Raw genomic sequence first — 16,494 nt, forward strand, 5'->3', positions numbered from 1 at the left:
TGTTTATCAGAGTAAAGAAACTGTCATCTACTTTAATGGAAATGGATGTGCGAGGGTAATTCCTGAACGGTTAAAGCTGTGAAAAATCGCTTAGTGATAAGTAAAAACTATCACAGCGTGAAGCAGTTCACATATTTTAATGATGACAGGAAAGGATATGAACTCACTGGCGAATTACATCCAGACATTAACCCCACAACTTAGCGCATGGCGTCGCGATTTCCACCATTTCGCGGAATCTGGCTGGGTGGAGTTTCGAACCGCGGCAAAAGTGGCGGAGATCCTCGACTCGCTGGGTTACGAGCTGGCGATGGGTCGCGACGTGGTGGACGCCGAAAGCCGTATGGGACTGCCCGATGACGCCACCCTTTCGCGAGAGTTTGCCCGCGCCCGGGCGCAGGGCGCGCCGGAGAAATGGCTCGCGCCGTTCGAAGGCGGGTTCACCGGCATTGTCGCGACCCTGAATACCGACCGCCCCGGCCCGACGCTAGCCTTTCGCGTGGACATGGACGCGCTTGACCTGAGCGAAGCGCATGCCGACACCCACCGTCCATACCGCGACGGTTTTGCCTCCTGCAACCCGGGCATGATGCACGCCTGCGGACACGACGGGCATACCACCATTGGTCTGGGGCTGGCGCAGGTGCTTAAGCAGTACGAAGCGCAGCTCAACGGCACCATCAAACTGATCTTCCAGCCTGCCGAAGAGGGTACGCGCGGCGCGCGCGCTATGGTCGCCGCAGGCGCGCTGGACGGCGTGGACTACTTTACCGCCATACACATTGGGACTGGCGTTCCTGAAGGGACGGTGATCTGCGGCAGCGATAACTTCATGGCGACCACCAAATTTGACGTGCGCTTTACGGGGGTCGCCGCACACGCTGGCGGTAAACCGGAAGAGGGCCGTAACGCCCTGCTCGCGGCAGCCCAGGCCGCTATCGCGCTGCATGGCATCGCGCCACACAGCGAAGGCGCGTCCCGGGTCAACGTTGGGGTCATGCAGGCGGGCAGCGGTCGCAACGTGGTTCCGGCTGATGCGTTGCTTAAGGTTGAAACCCGCGGCGAAAGCGAAGCCATTAATCAGTATGTCTTCGATCGCGCGCAGGCGGTGATTAACGGCGCGGCGGCGCTCTACGGCGTTACAGCCGGGATAAGCCTGATGGGGGCGGCGACCTCCAGCGCCCCTTCCCCGGCCTGGGTCGGTTATCTGCGCGAACAGGCAAGCCAGGTGCCCGGCGTTACTCATGCCATTGATAAGGTGAAAGCGCCTGCGGGCTCCGAAGATGCCACGCTAATGATGGCCCGCGTGCAGCAGAACGGCGGCATGGCCTCGTATATGGTTTTCGGCACCGAGCTGAGCGCCGGACATCACAACGAAAAATTCGATTTTGATGAGCAGGTGATGAACGTTGCCATCGAAACGCTGGCGCGAACAGCGCTTAATTTCCCGTGGACGCGAGGTGTGTAATGCAGGAGAACTACGCTTTTATCGCTGATGCCATCGACACGCGACGTCAGACGTTTACCGATATTGCCGACGACATCTGGGATCATCCCGAAACGCGCTTCGAAGAGTTTTGGTCCGCCGAACGGATTGCCGGCGCGCTGGAAGCCGAGGGCTTTACCCTGACGCGAGAAGCCGGAGGCATTCCTAACGCCTTTATTGCCAGCTACGGCAGCGGCAAGCCCGTAATCGCCCTTCTGGGCGAATACGATGCTCTGGCGGGATTAAGCCAGCAGGCGCACTGCGCGACGGCGCAATCCGCCACGCCGGGGGCGAACGGCCACGGCTGCGGGCATAACCTGCTAGGTACTGCTGCCTTTGCCGGTGCGGTGGCGGTGAAAAGCTGGCTGGAACAGCACGGCGGCAGCGGAACGGTACGCTTTTACGGCTGCCCCGGCGAGGAAGGCGGCTCCGGTAAAACCTTTATGGTACGTGAAGGGTTATTTGACGACGTGGACGCTGCCGTGACATGGCACCCGGAAGCCTTTGCCGGGATGTTTAACGTCAGTACGCTGGCCAATATTCAGGCCGCCTGGCGGTTTAAGGGGATCGCCGCCCATGCCGCAAACTCCCCACATCTGGGACGCAGCGCGCTGGATGCCGTAACGCTGATGACCACCGGCACAAACTTCCTTAACGAACACATCATTGAAAAAGCGCGCGTTCATTACGCCATCACCGACACCGGCGGGATTTCGCCCAACGTGGTGCAGGCCCAGGCCGAGGTGCTGTACCTGATCCGCGCCCCGGAGATGGCCGATGCGCAGCAGATCTACGCGCGCATCGGGAAGATCGCCCAGGGCGCGGCGATGATGACCGAAACTACCGTCGAGTGTCGCTTTGATAAAGCCTGCTCCAGCTATCTGCCGAACCGTACGCTCGAAGCGGCGATGTACCGCGCATTGCAGCATTACGACACGCCGTCCTGGACGGAAGAGGAACGCGAATTTGCCCGTGAAATCCGCGCCACGCTCACGCCAAACGACCTGCAAAACAGCCTGAAAAACATTGCCGCAACGGGGGGCGAAGAGGGAAAAGCGTTTGCGCGACGCCATCAGGAGACGCTGCTGGTGGATGAAGTTGCCCCTTACGCCATCACCGATAACGTGCTGGCTGGCTCCACCGATGTGGGGGATGTCAGCTGGAAGATGCCCGTCGCCCAGTGCTTTAGCCCCTGCTTTACCGTCGGCACGCCGCTGCATACCTGGCAGTTAGTGGCGCAGGGACGTACCTCCATTGCCCATAAAGGTATGCTGCTGGCCGGAAAAGTCATGGGCGCGACCGCGCTGCATCTGCTTCAGGATGCCGACCTGCTGCAAAAATGCCGTGAAGAGTTCGAACAACACATAACAGAAAAACCGTACGAGTGTCCGATCCCGCAGGGCGTGACACCGTCACCTTTAAAATAAAAAAACACAACACAACAACACAACAACAGTCCCGAGGAACGCCCATGAGTATGTCTTCCATACCTTCGCATTCCCCATCCGGTAAGCTCTATGGCTGGGTTGAAAGGATCGGCAATAAAGTGCCGCACCCTTTCCTGCTTTTTATCTATTTAATTATCATCCTGATGGTCGCGACGGCCGTGCTGTCCGCCTTTGATGTGAGCGTGCGCAGCCCGGCCGACGGCAGCATGGTGGCAGTGAAAAACCTGCTCAGCGTTGAAGGGTTGCACTGGTTTTTGCCGAACGTGATTAAAAACTTCAGCGGTTTTGCGCCGCTGGGCGCCATCCTGGCGCTGGTGTTAGGCGCGGGTCTTGCCGAACGCGTGGGTCTGCTGCCCGCGCTGATGGTGAAAATGGCCTCGCACGTCAGCGCGCGTTATGCCAGCTATATGGTGCTGTTTATTGCCTTCTTCAGCCATATCTCGTCCGACGCGGCGCTGGTGATCATGCCGCCGATGGGGGCGCTGATTTTCCTCGCCGTTGGCCGTCATCCTGTTGCGGGCCTGCTGTCGGCGATTGCGGGCGTCGGCTGTGGGTTTACCGCTAACCTGCTCATTGTTACTACCGATGTGCTGCTCTCCGGCATCAGCACGGAGGCAGCCAGAACCATCGATGCGGCCATGCACGTCAGCGTGATCGACAACTGGTACTTTATGGCCAGTTCGGTGATTATTCTGACGACTGTCGGGGGGCTGATTACCGATAAGATCATTGAGCCGCGCCTGGGTAAATGGGAAGGCCGGAGCGATGAAAAGCTGGAGACGCTGAGCAAAGAGCAGCAGTTCGGCCTGCGCGTAGCCGGGATTGTCTCGCTGGCGTTCATTGCGGTGGTGGCGCTGATGGTGGTACCAGAAAATGGCGTGCTGCGCGATCCGATCAAACACACCGTACTGCCCTCGCCGTTTATTCAGGGCATTGTGCCGCTGATCATTCTCTTCTTCTTCGTCGTTTCGCTCGCGTACGGCATCGCCACCGGCAAAATACGCCGTCAGGGAGACCTGCCTCACCTGATGATCGAGCCGATGAAAGAGATGGCCGGTTTCATCGTGATGGTGTTCCCGCTGGCACAGTTTGTGGCGATGTTTAACTGGAGCAACATGGGCAAGTTTATGGCCGTGAGCCTGACGGATGCGCTGGAGGCGGCAGGATTGAGCGGCGTGCCGGCGTTTGTCGGGCTGGCGCTGCTGTCGTCTCTGCTGTGCATGTTTATTGCCAGCGGGTCGGCCATCTGGTCGATTCTGGCCCCCATCTTTGTTCCCATGTTTATGATGCTCGGCTTCCATCCGGCGTTCGCCCAGATCCTCTTCCGGGTCGCCGATTCCTCAGTGATACCGCTGGCGCCCGTGTCACCCTTTGTTCCGCTCTTTTTAGGCTTCCTGCAACGCTACAGACCGGAGGCTAAACTGGGTACCTACTATTCGCTGGTCCTGCCCTATCCGCTTATCTTTTTAGGGGTATGGCTGGTAATGCTGGTGGCGTGGTATCTTGTCGGCCTGCCGATTGGACCGGGTGTTTACCCGAGGCTGAACTAAGGAGTACTGATGCTGAGATTACTCGAAGATAAGATTGCGACGCCGCTGGGGCCGCTGTGGGTTATCGCGGATGAAGCGTTCAATCTGCGCGCTGTTGAATGGGAAGAGCACAGCGACCGGATGGTTGAGCTGCTCAACATCCATTATCGCGCCGAGGGTTATGAGCGTATTACCGCCCGTAATCCTGGCGGGCTGAGCGATAAACTGACGGCCTACTTCGAGGGCGATCTCGGCATTATCACTACCCTGCCAACTGCCACCGCGGGCACCCCTTTCCAGCGTGAGGTGTGGCAGGCGCTGCGATCTATTCCCTGCGGGCAGGTGATGCACTACGGTCAGCTGGCAGAACAGCTTGGCCGTGCCGGCGCGGCGCGGGCGGTCGGTGCGGCAAATGGCGCTAACCCCGTTAGCATTGTGGTACCTTGCCATCGCGTGATTGGGCGCAACGGCACCCTGACCGGCTATGCCGGGGGCGTACAGCGCAAAGAGTGGCTGCTGCGTCACGAAGGGTATTTTCTGCTCTAATTCCCAGGCTTTTTGTGCTTAATTTTCTCCCTGCTTGACCAAAAATCCTTAATCAATATGTGGAATTTCAATGAGATGGCGCCACGCTGCCGTCTCTTGTCTTTATTGGGGGGTTGCCAGGCTTACGTCCTTACCAAAAAGATGTTAAAATTGACCAATATCAATTAAGGCTTGAGCAAACCTATGATCCCGGAAAAGCGAATTATACGACGCATTCAGTCTGGCGGTTGTGCTATCCATTGCCAGGATTGCAGCATCAGCCAGCTCTGTATCCCGTTTACCCTGAATGAGCATGAACTCGATCAGCTTGACAATATTATCGAGCGCAAAAAGCCTATTCAGAAAGGACAGACGCTGTTTAAGGCGGGAGACGAACTGAAATCGCTCTATGCTATCCGTTCTGGCACCATCAAAAGCTATACCATTACCGAACAGGGCGACGAGCAGATCACCGGCTTCCATCTGGCAGGCGATTTAGTGGGCTTTGACGCCATCGGCAGTGGACATCACCCGAGCTTTGCTCAGGCGCTGGAGACCTCTATGGTCTGTGAAATCCCGTTTGAGACGCTGGACGATCTGTCCGGTAAGATGCCGAACCTGCGTCAGCAGATGATGCGTCTGATGAGCGGTGAGATCAAAGGCGATCAGGACATGATCCTCCTGCTTTCCAAAAAGAATGCGGAAGAGCGCCTGGCCGCGTTTATCTACAACCTCTCCCGCCGTTTTGCGGAACGGGGCTTCTCCCCACGCGAATTCCGTCTGACCATGACGCGCGGTGATATTGGTAACTATCTGGGCCTGACCGTGGAAACCATCAGCCGTCTGCTGGGTCGCTTCCAGAAGAGCGGCATGCTGGCGGTTAAAGGTAAGTATATCACCATCGAAAACGGTGAAGCGCTGGCCATTCTGGCGGGTCACTCGCGTAACGTGGCATAACTCTTCCGGATACCTTATGCCAGGTCGATAAATTTTCATGATTATTGATCTGGCAAAAACTTCCCCCCTGTTTCATTCAAGATATATAGGTTACTCTTTTACTTACAGACTGTGGTGACAGTAGTAAGGAGACCTGTATGGCAAAGTATCAAAACATGCTGGTGGCTATCGATCCTAATCAGGACGATCAGCCGGCATTACGACGTGCTGTGTATTTACATCAACGGATTGGTGGCAAAATTAAAGCCTTTTTGCCGATTTATGACTTCTCATACGAGATGACCACCCTTCTGTCGCCTGACGAGCGCACCGCTATGCGTCAGGGAGTGATCAGCCAGCGTACCGCGTGGATCCGCGAGCAGGCGAAGTATTACCTGGAAGCGGGCGTACCGATTGAGATCAAAGTGGTCTGGCACAACCGACCTTTCGAAGCCATTATTCAGGAAGTGGTGGCCGGCGGGCATGACCTGCTGCTGAAAATGGCGCACCAGCATGACAAACTGGAATCCGTGATTTTCACCCCAACCGACTGGCACCTGCTGCGCAAATGCCCTTGCCCGGTGTGGATGGTGAAGGATCAGCCGTGGCCTGAGGGCGGGAAAGCCGTTGTGGCGGTGAATCTGGCGAGCGAAGAGGATTATCACAATTCGCTCAACGAGAAGCTGGTGAAGGAAACCATCCAGCTTGCCGACCAGGTTAACCACACCGAAGTCCATCTGGTGGGAGCGTATCCGGTTACGCCAATCAATATCGCCATAGAATTGCCTGAATTTGACCCGAGCGTGTATAACGACGCGATTCGCGGCCAGCATCTGCTGGCCATGAAAGCACTGCGCCAGAAATTCAGTATCGATGAAAACATGACGCATGTAGAAAAAGGGTTACCGGAAGAGGTTATTCCGGATCTGGCGGAGCATTTGCAGGCCGGGATTGTGGTGCTGGGCACCATTGGCCGGACGGGTATTTCTGCCGCGTTCCTGGGGAATACCGCCGAGCAGGTGATCGACCATCTGCGCTGCGACCTTCTCGTCATCAAACCGGATCAATATCAGACGCCGGTTGAACTGGACGATGAGGAAGACGATTGACCCACTAAATGAAAGCCCGCCGGTAACGGCGGGCTTTTTTTATTGCGCTTCGCTCAACCGTTGCGCAGATGCCTCGTCGTCGGCATTCATCCAGGGCGCGTGCAGCACCATGCTCGGCAGCGCCAGCTTGATCTCCTGCTGGTTCAGTCCCTCCAGAATACGGATATTGATCTCCTGCTGAATATCCATGTACTTGTTGTAGTCCGCCGTATTAACGATATGGACCACCTCGAAGGTCAGACGGTCGCGATCGAAGCCCAGGAAATGGGCGCGGTCAAACTTTGTTTCCCCGACGTCGGTAATGATCTGTTTGACCATCTCACCCACTGAACGCAGCTTTTCGGGCGCCGTGTCGCTGGCGACCCCGAAGGTAAAAACAATCCGGCGCGTTTGCATCCGCTTGTAGTTATGCAGCGTCTGTTGCAGCAGGATGGCGTTCCCGCAGACAATTTGCTCCCCGCTCAGGCTGCGGATACGGGTGGTTTTCAGGCCAATGTGCTCTACCGTCCCGGCGACATCGTTAAATACCACAAAATCGCCGATTTCGAACGGCTTATCAAAACCGATAGAGAGCGATGCAAACACGTCGCTCAGGATCGTTTGTACCGCGAGGGCGATGGCAATACCCCCTACCCCAAGGCTGGCAACCAGAGCAGTGATGTTGACGCCCGCGTTAGCAAGAATAGACAGCAGCATCACTGACCAGACAATGGCACGGAGGATAAGCCCCGTGATCACCAGCGTTACCGGGTTTTTATGGCTTCCCGGCGCCAGCATGACGTGACGAAGCCACGACACGACCCCCTGATCCATCCACAGCGCCACCTGGATCGCGAAGACCAGGAACCAGGCGTGGCTCACGGTACCAAAGAGATGATCCGGTAAGTCGACGAAGCGCAGGCTGAACAGCAGCGCCACCACAAACAGCAGAAAACGGCTGGTACGGTTAAGCATATCCGTCAGGATAAAGCGCATCCGGTTGGTGCTGGGATGCTTGTCGCCCCAGGTGGTGATCCCTTTCTTAACGAAGGCGATCAGGCGCGTCAGCAGCCAGTACACCAGCAGAGTCACAAAGACCACCGTGGCGACGCCGAGCCAGAAAGACGGCGCCATCATCAGCTCGATGATGTCGAAGCGGGACAAAAATCGCATTACACCTCCTCGTATTACACAAAGGGTAAAGTATAGACAGAGGAGAAATGCTGGCCGCAGAAATAAGAAAACCGCCCCAGGGGGCGGTTTGTCAGGATGAAACGCAATTACAGCGCTTTCAGGATCGCATCCACGCTAGCCTTGGCGTCGCCAAAAAGCATGTGGGTGTTATCTTTAAAGAACAGCGGGTTCTGCACGCCAGCATAGCCGGTGTTCATAGAGCGTTTGAAGACAATGACGTTCTGCGCCTTCCACACTTCCAGCACAGGCATACCCGCAATCGGGCTTCGCGGATCGTCCTGCGCCGCCGGGTTAACGGTGTCGTTGGCGCCAATTACCAGCACAGTGTCGGTGTCGGCGAAATCATCGTTGATCTCGTCCATTTCCAGCACGATGTCGTAAGGCACTTTCGCTTCCGCCAGCAGCACGTTCATGTGGCCTGGCAGACGCCCCGCCACCGGGTGAATACCAAAGCGAACCTTGATACCGCGCGCGCGGAGTTTCTCGGTGATTTCCGCCACCGGGTACTGCGCCTGCGCCACCGCCATGCCATAGCCTGGGGTGATGATGACGGAATGCGAGTTTTTCAGCATCTCTGCGGTGTCTTCCGCGCTGATCTCGCGGTGTTCACCCGCTTCCTCATCGGAACCGGTAGAAGAGCCGTCCGTGCCGAAGCCGCCCGCAATGACGCTGATAAACGAACGGTTCATCGCCTTACACATGATGTAGGACAGGATCGCACCGGAAGAACCGACCAGCGCACCGGTGACAATCAGCAGGTCGTTGCTCAGCATAAAGCCTGCCGCCGCCGCCGCCCAACCGGAGTAGGAGTTCAGCATGGAAACCACCACCGGCATATCTGCTCCGCCGATAGACGCCACCAGATGCCAGCCGAAGGCCAGCGCGATGATGGTCATCACCAGTAAAGCCAGCACCTGCAAGCCTACGCTTTCGGTACGAACGAAGACCACCAGCAGCACAAAGGAAACAACCAGCGCCGCCAGGTTCAGCTTGTGGCGGTTAGGCAGCATCAGCGGTTTAGAAGAGATCTTCCCGCGCAGCTTGCCGAACGCCACAATCGACCCGGTGAAAGTCACCGCACCGATGAAGATGCCGAGGAACACTTCGGTCAGGTGAATGTTAACCAGAATCGGCTCCAGGCCCGGTTCGTGGTACAGGTAGCTATTGAAGCCCACCAGCACCGCCGCCAGCCCCACAAAGCTGTGCAAAATGGCAACCAGCTCCGGCATTTCGGTCATTTCAACGCGTTTCGCCAGACGAATACCAATCGCGCCACCGATGATCATCGCCACCAGGATCCACGCCACGTTGCCGGTGTCCGGCCCGAAGATGGTGGCAATCAACGCAATCGCCATCCCGGCGATACCAAAGTTATTTCCTTGCTGAGACGTTTCGTGTTTGGAAAGCCCCGCCAGACTGAAAATAAACAGGATTGCAGCAACAATGTATGCGGCTGTAACTAATCCTCCAGACATATGCTACCCCTTAGCCTTTACGAAACATTTTCAGCATGCGCTGAGTCACGGTGAAACCACCGAAAATATTGATACTGGCAATCAGCACCGCAATGAAGCTCAGGAAGCTGATCCAGCCGCCGTGACCAATTTGCAGCAATGCCCCAACCACGATAATCCCGGAGATGGCATTGGTAACCGACATCAGTGGGGTATGCAGCGCATGGGAGACGTTCCACACGACGTAGTAACCCACCACGCAGGAGAGCGCGAAGACGGTGAAGTGGCCAAGGAACTCTTTTGGCGCGACGTCCGCCAGCCAGCCAAACAGGATAATGACCAGCGCCATGATGGCGTATTTGCGCCACGGCGACGCAGGTTTTGCCGGCTCCGCGGGCTCTGGCGCCGCTTTCGGCGCGGCCTGAGGCTGAGCGGAAACCTGAATTGGCGGTGCAGGCCAGGTGATTTCCCCTTCACGCACCACGGTAACGCCACGCACCACCACATCATCAAAATCAACGGTAATGTTGCCGTCTTTCTCTTTGCAGAGCAGCTTCAGCAGGTTAACGAGGTTCGTGCCGTACAGCTGAGAGGACTGGGTTGGCAGACGCCCTGGCAGATCGGTATAACCGATCACCTTCACGCCGTTCGCGGTCGTCGTGACCTGGTTTGGCACGGTATACTCACAGTTACCGCCGTTTTGCGCCGCCAGATCGACAATAACGCTGCCCGGCTGCATGGAATCCACCATCTCACGGGTGATCAGCTTCGGCGCCGGCTTACCCGGAATAAGCGCGGTGGTGATAATGATGTCCACCTCTTTTGCCTGCGCCGCAAAGAGCGCCATTTCCGCCTTAATAAAGGCTTCAGACATCACCTTCGCGTAACCATCACCGCTGCCCGCTTCTTCCTTGAAGTCCAGCTCAAGGAATTCGGCGCCCATACTCTGCACCTGCTCCTTCACTTCCGGTCGGGTATCGAACGCGCGAACAATAGCGCCCAGGCTGTTTGCGGCCCCGATAGCGGCAAGACCTGCCACACCGGCACCAATCACCATCACCTTCGCGGGTGGTACTTTACCTGCCGCCGTAATCTGACCGGTAAAGAAGCGACCAAACTCATGCGCAGCTTCAACAATGGCGCGATAGCCGGCAATGTTCGCCATTGAGCTCAGCGCATCCAGAGACTGCGCGCGCGAAATACGCGGCACGGAGTCCATCGCCATCACGGTGACACCGCGTGCCGCCAGCTTCTCCATAAGCTCCGGGTTTTGGGCTGGCCAGACAAAGCTTACCAGCGTAGTGCCCGCGTTCAGCAGTTCAATTTCACTCTCTTCCGGTGCGTTGACCTTCAGAATAATGGGTGATTGCCAGACCTCAGCACCATCCACTACGTCCGCGCCAGCCTGAGTAAAGGCCTCGTCATCGAAACTCGCCAGTTTGCCCGCGCCGCTTTCAATCGCGACGGTAAAACCCAGTTTAAGCAGTTGCTCCACCGTTTTTGGTGTTGCCGCTACGCGGGTTTCATTGGCTAACCGTTCTTTTGGTACCCCAATACGCATAGTTTTCCCTTCCATCGGTTTTTGATGATGGTTTGTCGATAATTGCCCGCGGTTTGTATCAAATTTCACCATCGAGATAACGACGGAGAATGATTAACCCCGGAAAATAAAACAGTAACAAACTTTCTATAACCTACTGAAAATAGCGCCCGTGATCTACCGCCAGAAAACACTATTTCTTACTTTATCTGTGAAAAATAAGCGATCGGGGTCACTGACAGAGATATTTACCTTAAATTCGCCGTCAGGACCGATAAATCGCGCAAGCGAAGCGGTAAAAACATGATATAGCGCCATAAAAGAACAACTCATTAACATTAAATTAACTTGTAAAAGTCATATGCTTAATCAGTTTTGCTTGTGAAACGCCTGTTTTTTCCACATATCACAAAATGTTATCGAATCAGGTCCTTTGGTGAGCACAGGCTGTGAAAAATGCCGCAGACAGCGACGGGTGTTAAATGCCATAATCGGGACCGTCTCAAATAAACAACAACACCAGTACATGGTTTGCGCAAGGCGAAGGATTATTTTTATGAAGCTTAAGAACACACTCCTGGCGTCCGCACTTCTTTCCGCGACCGCCCTGTCTGCGAATGCCGCGACAGAGTTGACGCCGGAGCAAGCGGCAGCGTTAAAACCTTTTGACCATACGGTCATTGTGGGTCGCTATAACTCTATTGGCGATGCCGTCGCCGCCGCATCAAAAGCCGCCGATAAAAACGGCGCTGCCTCGTTTTACGTTGTTGACCAGTCCGATCAGGGCAACAGCGGCAACCAGCGCGTGACGATTGCGCTGTACAAAGAGAATGCCCCAAAAGCAGATGAACAAAAAAACCGCGTGATTAACGGCATTGTTGAACTGCCGAAAGATCAGGCTGTTCAGCTGGAACCGTTTGACACCGTGACCGTTCAGGGCTTCTACCGCAGCCAGCCTGAAGTTAACGATGCCATCACCAAAGCCGCGAGAGAAAAAGGCGCTTACGCGTTTTATATCGTGCGTCAGGTTGATGCGAACCAGGGCGGAAACCAGCGCATCACCGCCTTCATCTATAAGCAAGATGCGAAAAAACGCGTTGTTCAAAGTCCGGATGCCATTCCAGCGGATTCTGATGCAGGCCGTGCCGCGTTAGCGAAAGGCGGTGAAGAAGCGAAGAAAGTGGAAATTCCGGGCGTAGCAACCTCTGCGGCACCAAGCGCTGAAGTGGGTCGTTTCTTTGAAACCCAATCCACCAAAGGCGGTCGTTATACCGTTACGTTACCAGACGGCACGAAAGTTGAAGAACTGAACAAAGCCACTGCCGCGCAGATGGTGCCGTTCGACAGCATCAAGTTTACGGGCAACTATGGCAATATGACGGAAATCTCCTATCAGGTGGCGAAGCGTGCTGCGAAGAAAGGCGCGAAGTATTACCACATCACCCGCCAGTGGCAGGAACGTGGTAACAACCTGACCATCAGCGCCGATCTGTACAAGTAACAAAACGGCTTCATAAAGGCGGCGCAGTGCCGCCTTTTTGTTACTTTTTTTCTGATTTCTGCCACACGTCATTGCATGCACCCTTCACACTCCGTAAAATCCCGCGCCTTAGCGTGATCCACCATTTTTATGCGCCTTAGCGAAATAATTATTCTGGATTTGGACTTTTCATAACAGGAAGCCAATGGAAAAGAAACTTGGCCTGAGTGCGTTAACTGCACTTGTATTGAGCTCAATGCTGGGCGCGGGCGTATTCAGTTTGCCGCAGAACATGGCGGCCGTCGCCAGCCCGGCCGCATTACTGATTGGCTGGGGCATTACCGGCGTCGGGATTTTGCTGCTGGCGTTCGCCATGCTGCTGCTGACCCGTATCCGACCGGATCTGGACGGCGGAATATTCACTTACGCTCGGGAAGGTTTCGGCGAGCTGATTGGCTTCTGCTCCGCCTGGGGTTACTGGCTGTGCGCGGTGATCGCCAACGTCTCCTATCTGGTTATCGTCTTCTCGGCGCTCAGCTTCTTTACCGATACGCCCGCGCTGCGCCTGTTTGGTGACGGCAATACCTGGCAGTCCATCGTCGGCGCCTCGGTGCTGCTGTGGATTGTTCACTGGCTGATTTTGCGCGGCGTCCAGACCGCGGCCAGCATTAACCTGGTGGCGACGCTGGCCAAGCTGGTGCCGCTTGGCCTGTTCGTCGTGCTGGCCTTCCTCGCCTTCCGTCTCGATGTCTTTACGCTCGATTTCAGCGGCATTGCGCTGGGCGTTCCCGTATGGGAACAGGTGAAAAATACCATGCTGATCACCCTGTGGGTGTTCATCGGCGTTGAAGGTGCCGTTGTGGTCTCTGCCCGCGCACGTAACAAGCGCGACGTGGGACGCGCCACGCTGCTGGCCGTACTGGCGGCGCTGGGCGTTTATCTGCTGGTGACGCTGCTGTCGCTCGGCGTGGTGGCCCGCCCTGAACTGGCGGAAATGCGTAACCCGTCCATGGCCGGGCTGATGGTGAAAATGTTGGGTCCCTGGGGGGACGTGATTATCGCGGCGGGTCTGATTGTCTCCGTTTGCGGCGCCTATCTGAGCTGGACCATTATGGCAGCGGAAGTCCCGTTCCTGGCGGCCACGCACAAAGCGTTCCCGCGCCTGTTTGCCCGTCAGAACAAAAACAGTGCGCCATCGGCCTCTCTGTGGCTCACCAACATCAGCGTGCAGGTCTGTCTGGTGCTGATCTGGCTCACAGGATCGGACTATAACACGCTGCTGACCATCGCCTCCGAGATGATTCTGGTACCCTATTTCTTAGTGGGCGCATATCTGTTAAAAATTGCGACCCGCCCGGCACACTATGCGGTAGGCGTTGGCGCCTGTATTTACGGTCTATGGTTGTTGTATGCTTCCGGCCCGATGCATCTGCTGCTGTCCGTGGTGCTCTACGCGCCGGGCCTGCTGGTGTTTATCTACGCTCGCCGTACACATCAGCTTGATAATGCCCTTAAGCGCCGCGAAATGGCGTTGATAGGTTTGCTGTTAGTCGCTGCCGTACCGGCAACGTGGATGTTAATGGGATAGTGTCGCCTGTCCCATTGTTGAACTGAAAAGGAGATTACGATGGGACACCCGCAGCAACGCCCAATATTGATCACTGGCGCAGGCCGTCGCATCGGCCTCGCCCTCGCCCATCACTTTCTTAACCTTCGTCATCCGGTTATCGTCAGTTACCGCACGGAATATCCCTCCATTGAAGGGCTACGAAATGCCGGAGCAGTCTGCATTCAGGCGGATTTCTCCACAGATGAAGGTATTCTCGCCTTCGCGGAAAAAGTGAAGTCGACCACCCACGGACTGCGGGCGGTTATTCATAACGCCAGTACCTGGCTTCCCGAAAAAGCAGGACATTCGCTCAGCGAAACGCTCGCCTGCATGATGCAGATCCACGTAAATGCGCCTTATCTGCTCAACCATGCCCTACAGGATCTGCTGCGCGGACACGGCCATGCCGCAGGCGACATTATCCATTTCACCGATTACGTGGTGGAGCGAGGAAGTGATAAACACATCGCCTATGCGGCCAGCAAAGCCGCGCTTGATAATATGACCCGCTCTTTCGCACGCAAGCTGGCGCCTGAGGTAAAGGTCAACGCGATTGCTCCGGCGATGATTTTATTTAACGAGCACGATGATGCCGAATATCGTCAGCAGGCGCTCAACAAGTCGCTAATGAAAATTGCGCCCGGCGAGAAAGAGATAATCGACCTGATCGATTATCTGCTGACCAGCTGTTACGTCACGGGCCGAACGTTTGCCGTGGACGGTGGCCGCCCGCTGCGCTAGTGAAAGCGGCTCCAGAAGAAGATGAGCACCCAGGCGCTGAGGCTCCAGCAGACCACCGCCCCGCCCAGCGCCAGGGGCAGACGTAGAAAACCGGTGAAGTACCACAGCGACAGCAGGTAGATAAAATACGGGATGATCGACCACATCCCGAACACAATAGTGGCGCGCAGCGCCTCAGTACCCCGCTCAGAGGCCACAATGTAATGCGCAATTAACGCAAAGGTGGGAAACAGCGGGATCAGCCCGGCAATGTAGTAGTTCTTCGTTTTAGCCAGCACCCCAATCAGCAGCACGACCAGCGCACCCAGCGCGGCTTTAATCACCAGCCCCATTCTTTTCCCTTAACAATCAAATAACATTCCCGTGCAGGATAACGGAACTGCGGCTAATTTAGAAAGATTAATGGAAGGTTAAGGTTGTGCGGTGTATGTTGACGTTTTTCGCGATGACAGACGTAGTATGAATAAGATTGTTTATGTTGAAGATGAACCCGAGGTGGGGCAATTAATCGCCGCTTATCTGGGTAAACATGATATGGAGGTTATTGTTGAACCTCGTGGCGATCGCGCTGAAGCCGTCGTCACCCGCGAAAATCCGGATCTGGTGCTGCTGGACATCATGCTGCCCGGGAAAGATGGCATGACGCTCTGCCGGGATCTGCGCGCGAAATGGGACGGCCCGATCGTACTGCTGACCTCACTGGACAGCGATATGAATCATATTCTGTCGCTTGAGATGGGCGCTAATGACTATATCCTCAAAACCACGCCGCCTGCGGTTCTGCTTGCCCGTTTACGCCTTCATCTGCGTCAGCGTGCCAGCGCTGAGCGCGAAGCGCCTGGGCCCTCTTTAACGCCGCATAAAGCGATGCGGTTTGGCACGCTATCTATCGACCCGGTCAATCGCCAGGTTATGCTTTCCGGGGAGCTGATTGCACTCTCTACCGCAGATTTTGACCTGCTGTGGGAGCTGGCAACCCATGCAGGACAGATTATGGACAGGGATGCATTGCTGAAAAATCTGCGCGGCGTAAGTTACGACGGAATGGATCGTAGCGTTGATGTGGCGATTTCACGTCTGCGTAAAAAATTGCTGGATAGTGCCACAGAACCCTACCGCATTAAAACCGTGCGCAATAAGGGCTATCTGTTTGCACCGCACGCCTGGGAAACCTGAAAAATGAACCACAAAGGATTACTCAAAAATAACTCACGATGCATCGAAATGGTTATCGATGTTGCTGAATGTATCGATTATTTGCATCGTCAGTTATGAAATCTACCTTGTTGACGATCCTCTCCCCCATTCTATTTCGGTGTGCATTTCACCTAAACAAAAGTATATCTAATGTATTCGATTGCTATAGTACAATATATATTCAGATGCTCGCACACCGTCATTGATCAAAAATCCGTCACTTAAATGCACAATGTGTTAAAAATGAACTTTACAATCGACTTAATA

Annotated in this window: 14 protein-coding genes; 10 read left to right on the top strand and 4 right to left on the bottom strand. The window is 55.5% G+C overall.

Annotated elements, in window-relative coordinates:
* Nucleotides 1-157 precede the first annotated feature (157 nt).
* From G6Q29_RS09805 to uspE, 6 genes are all read left to right on the top strand, one after another.
* Nucleotides 158-1,468, top strand: a complete 1,311-nt coding sequence (locus G6Q29_RS09805) for a M20 family metallo-hydrolase (protein WP_165465455.1) — start codon at nt 158-160, stop codon at nt 1,466-1,468.
* The gene (locus G6Q29_RS09810) at nt 1,468-2,913 is read left to right on the top strand and encodes a M20 family metallopeptidase (protein ID WP_165465456.1); all 1,446 of its coding nucleotides are present in this window, start codon (nt 1,468-1,470) and stop codon (nt 2,911-2,913) included. The genes G6Q29_RS09805 and G6Q29_RS09810 overlap by 1 nt, the downstream gene beginning before the upstream one ends.
* A 44-nt stretch (nt 2,914-2,957) precedes the next feature.
* Nucleotides 2,958-4,484, top strand: a complete 1,527-nt coding sequence (gene abgT, locus G6Q29_RS09815; RefSeq protein WP_165465457.1) for a p-aminobenzoyl-glutamate transporter — start codon at nt 2,958-2,960, stop codon at nt 4,482-4,484.
* A gap of 9 nt (nt 4,485-4,493) precedes the next feature.
* On the top strand, nt 4,494-5,009 hold the full coding sequence (gene ogt / locus G6Q29_RS09820) for a methylated-DNA--[protein]-cysteine S-methyltransferase (protein WP_165465458.1): 516 nt from the start codon (nt 4,494-4,496) through the stop codon (nt 5,007-5,009).
* Nucleotides 5,010-5,192: 183 nt separating this feature from the next.
* Nucleotides 5,193-5,945 carry a fumarate/nitrate reduction transcriptional regulator Fnr gene (fnr, locus tag G6Q29_RS09825; protein ID WP_000611906.1) on the top strand — a complete coding sequence of 251 codons (753 nt, stop codon included), beginning with the start codon at nt 5,193-5,195 and terminating at the stop codon, nt 5,943-5,945.
* A gap of 137 nt (nt 5,946-6,082) precedes the next feature.
* Nucleotides 6,083-7,033: a universal stress protein UspE gene (uspE, locus tag G6Q29_RS09830; protein WP_165465459.1), complete on the top strand. Its 951-nt coding sequence runs from the start codon at nt 6,083-6,085 to the stop codon at nt 7,031-7,033.
* 39 nt (nt 7,034-7,072) lie between these two features.
* Here the strand turns inward: uspE and G6Q29_RS09835 are convergent, their stop codons facing one another.
* The 3 genes from G6Q29_RS09835 to pntA all read right to left on the bottom strand — a co-directional run bounded on the left by G6Q29_RS09835 (nt 7,073) and on the right by pntA (nt 11,221).
* Complete coding sequence (locus G6Q29_RS09835; protein WP_165465460.1) at nt 7,073-8,185, bottom strand: mechanosensitive ion channel family protein; 1,113 nt, start codon at nt 8,183-8,185, stop codon at nt 7,073-7,075.
* 107 nt (nt 8,186-8,292) lie between these two features.
* Nucleotides 8,293-9,681, bottom strand: coding sequence for a Re/Si-specific NAD(P)(+) transhydrogenase subunit beta (gene pntB / locus G6Q29_RS09840; protein ID WP_165465461.1), 1,389 nt, complete (start codon nt 9,679-9,681; stop codon nt 8,293-8,295).
* A gap of 10 nt (nt 9,682-9,691) precedes the next feature.
* Nucleotides 9,692-11,221: a Re/Si-specific NAD(P)(+) transhydrogenase subunit alpha gene (gene pntA / locus G6Q29_RS09845; RefSeq protein ID WP_165465462.1), complete on the bottom strand. Its 1,530-nt coding sequence runs from the start codon at nt 11,219-11,221 to the stop codon at nt 9,692-9,694.
* Nucleotides 11,222-11,756: 535 nt separating this feature from the next.
* On the opposite strand from pntA, the gene ydgH reads away from it, so the two are divergent.
* From ydgH to folM, 3 genes are all read left to right on the top strand, one after another.
* Complete coding sequence (gene ydgH, locus G6Q29_RS09850; protein ID WP_165465463.1) at nt 11,757-12,701, top strand: DUF1471 family protein YdgH; 945 nt, start codon at nt 11,757-11,759, stop codon at nt 12,699-12,701.
* 184 nt (nt 12,702-12,885) lie between these two features.
* Entirely contained in the window at nt 12,886-14,268 is a 1,383-nt protein-coding gene (locus G6Q29_RS09855; protein WP_165465464.1) for an amino acid permease, read from the top strand.
* Between the two features lie 39 nt (nt 14,269-14,307).
* Nucleotides 14,308-15,030, top strand: coding sequence for a dihydromonapterin reductase (folM, locus tag G6Q29_RS09860; RefSeq protein ID WP_165465465.1), 723 nt, complete (start codon nt 14,308-14,310; stop codon nt 15,028-15,030).
* On the opposite strand, the gene G6Q29_RS09865 is transcribed toward folM, so the two are convergent.
* Complete coding sequence (locus tag G6Q29_RS09865) at nt 15,027-15,362, bottom strand: GlpM family protein (RefSeq protein ID WP_165465466.1); 336 nt, start codon at nt 15,360-15,362, stop codon at nt 15,027-15,029. The two genes, folM and G6Q29_RS09865, sit on opposite strands and share 4 nt — an antisense overlap.
* A 127-nt stretch (nt 15,363-15,489) precedes the next feature.
* Between G6Q29_RS09865 and rstA the strand changes: the two genes are divergently transcribed.
* Nucleotides 15,490-16,206: a two-component system response regulator RstA gene (gene rstA, locus G6Q29_RS09870; RefSeq protein ID WP_165465467.1), complete on the top strand. Its 717-nt coding sequence runs from the start codon at nt 15,490-15,492 to the stop codon at nt 16,204-16,206.
* The last annotated feature ends 288 nt before the right edge of the window (nt 16,207-16,494 follow it).

The organism is Enterobacter cloacae, from assembly GCF_011078175.1.
GTDB classification, from domain to species: Bacteria; Pseudomonadota; Gammaproteobacteria; order Enterobacterales; family Enterobacteriaceae; genus Enterobacter; species Enterobacter cloacae_Q.

What these genes read in the sequence shown, in the direction of transcription:
- G6Q29_RS09805 (WP_165465455.1), top strand. Translation starts at nt 158, where the DNA reads ATGAACTCACTGGCGAATTACATCCAGACATTAACCCCACAACTTAGC.
- G6Q29_RS09810 (WP_165465456.1), top strand. Translation starts at nt 1,468, where the DNA reads ATGCAGGAGAACTACGCTTTTATCGCTGATGCCATCGACACGCGACGT.
- abgT (WP_165465457.1), top strand. Translation starts at nt 2,958, where the DNA reads ATGAGTATGTCTTCCATACCTTCGCATTCCCCATCCGGTAAGCTCTAT.
- ogt (WP_165465458.1), top strand. Translation starts at nt 4,494, where the DNA reads ATGCTGAGATTACTCGAAGATAAGATTGCGACGCCGCTGGGGCCGCTG.
- fnr (WP_000611906.1), top strand. Translation starts at nt 5,193, where the DNA reads ATGATCCCGGAAAAGCGAATTATACGACGCATTCAGTCTGGCGGTTGT.
- uspE (WP_165465459.1), top strand. Translation starts at nt 6,083, where the DNA reads ATGGCAAAGTATCAAAACATGCTGGTGGCTATCGATCCTAATCAGGAC.
- G6Q29_RS09835 (WP_165465460.1), bottom strand. Translation starts at nt 8,185, where the DNA reads ATGCGATTTTTGTCCCGCTTCGACATCATCGAGCTGATGATGGCGCCG.
- pntB (WP_165465461.1), bottom strand. Translation starts at nt 9,681, where the DNA reads ATGTCTGGAGGATTAGTTACAGCCGCATACATTGTTGCTGCAATCCTG.
- pntA (WP_165465462.1), bottom strand. Translation starts at nt 11,221, where the DNA reads ATGCGTATTGGGGTACCAAAAGAACGGTTAGCCAATGAAACCCGCGTA.
- ydgH (WP_165465463.1), top strand. Translation starts at nt 11,757, where the DNA reads ATGAAGCTTAAGAACACACTCCTGGCGTCCGCACTTCTTTCCGCGACC.
- G6Q29_RS09855 (WP_165465464.1), top strand. Translation starts at nt 12,886, where the DNA reads ATGGAAAAGAAACTTGGCCTGAGTGCGTTAACTGCACTTGTATTGAGC.
- folM (WP_165465465.1), top strand. Translation starts at nt 14,308, where the DNA reads ATGGGACACCCGCAGCAACGCCCAATATTGATCACTGGCGCAGGCCGT.
- G6Q29_RS09865 (WP_165465466.1), bottom strand. Translation starts at nt 15,362, where the DNA reads ATGGGGCTGGTGATTAAAGCCGCGCTGGGTGCGCTGGTCGTGCTGCTG.
- rstA (WP_165465467.1), top strand. Translation starts at nt 15,490, where the DNA reads ATGAATAAGATTGTTTATGTTGAAGATGAACCCGAGGTGGGGCAATTA.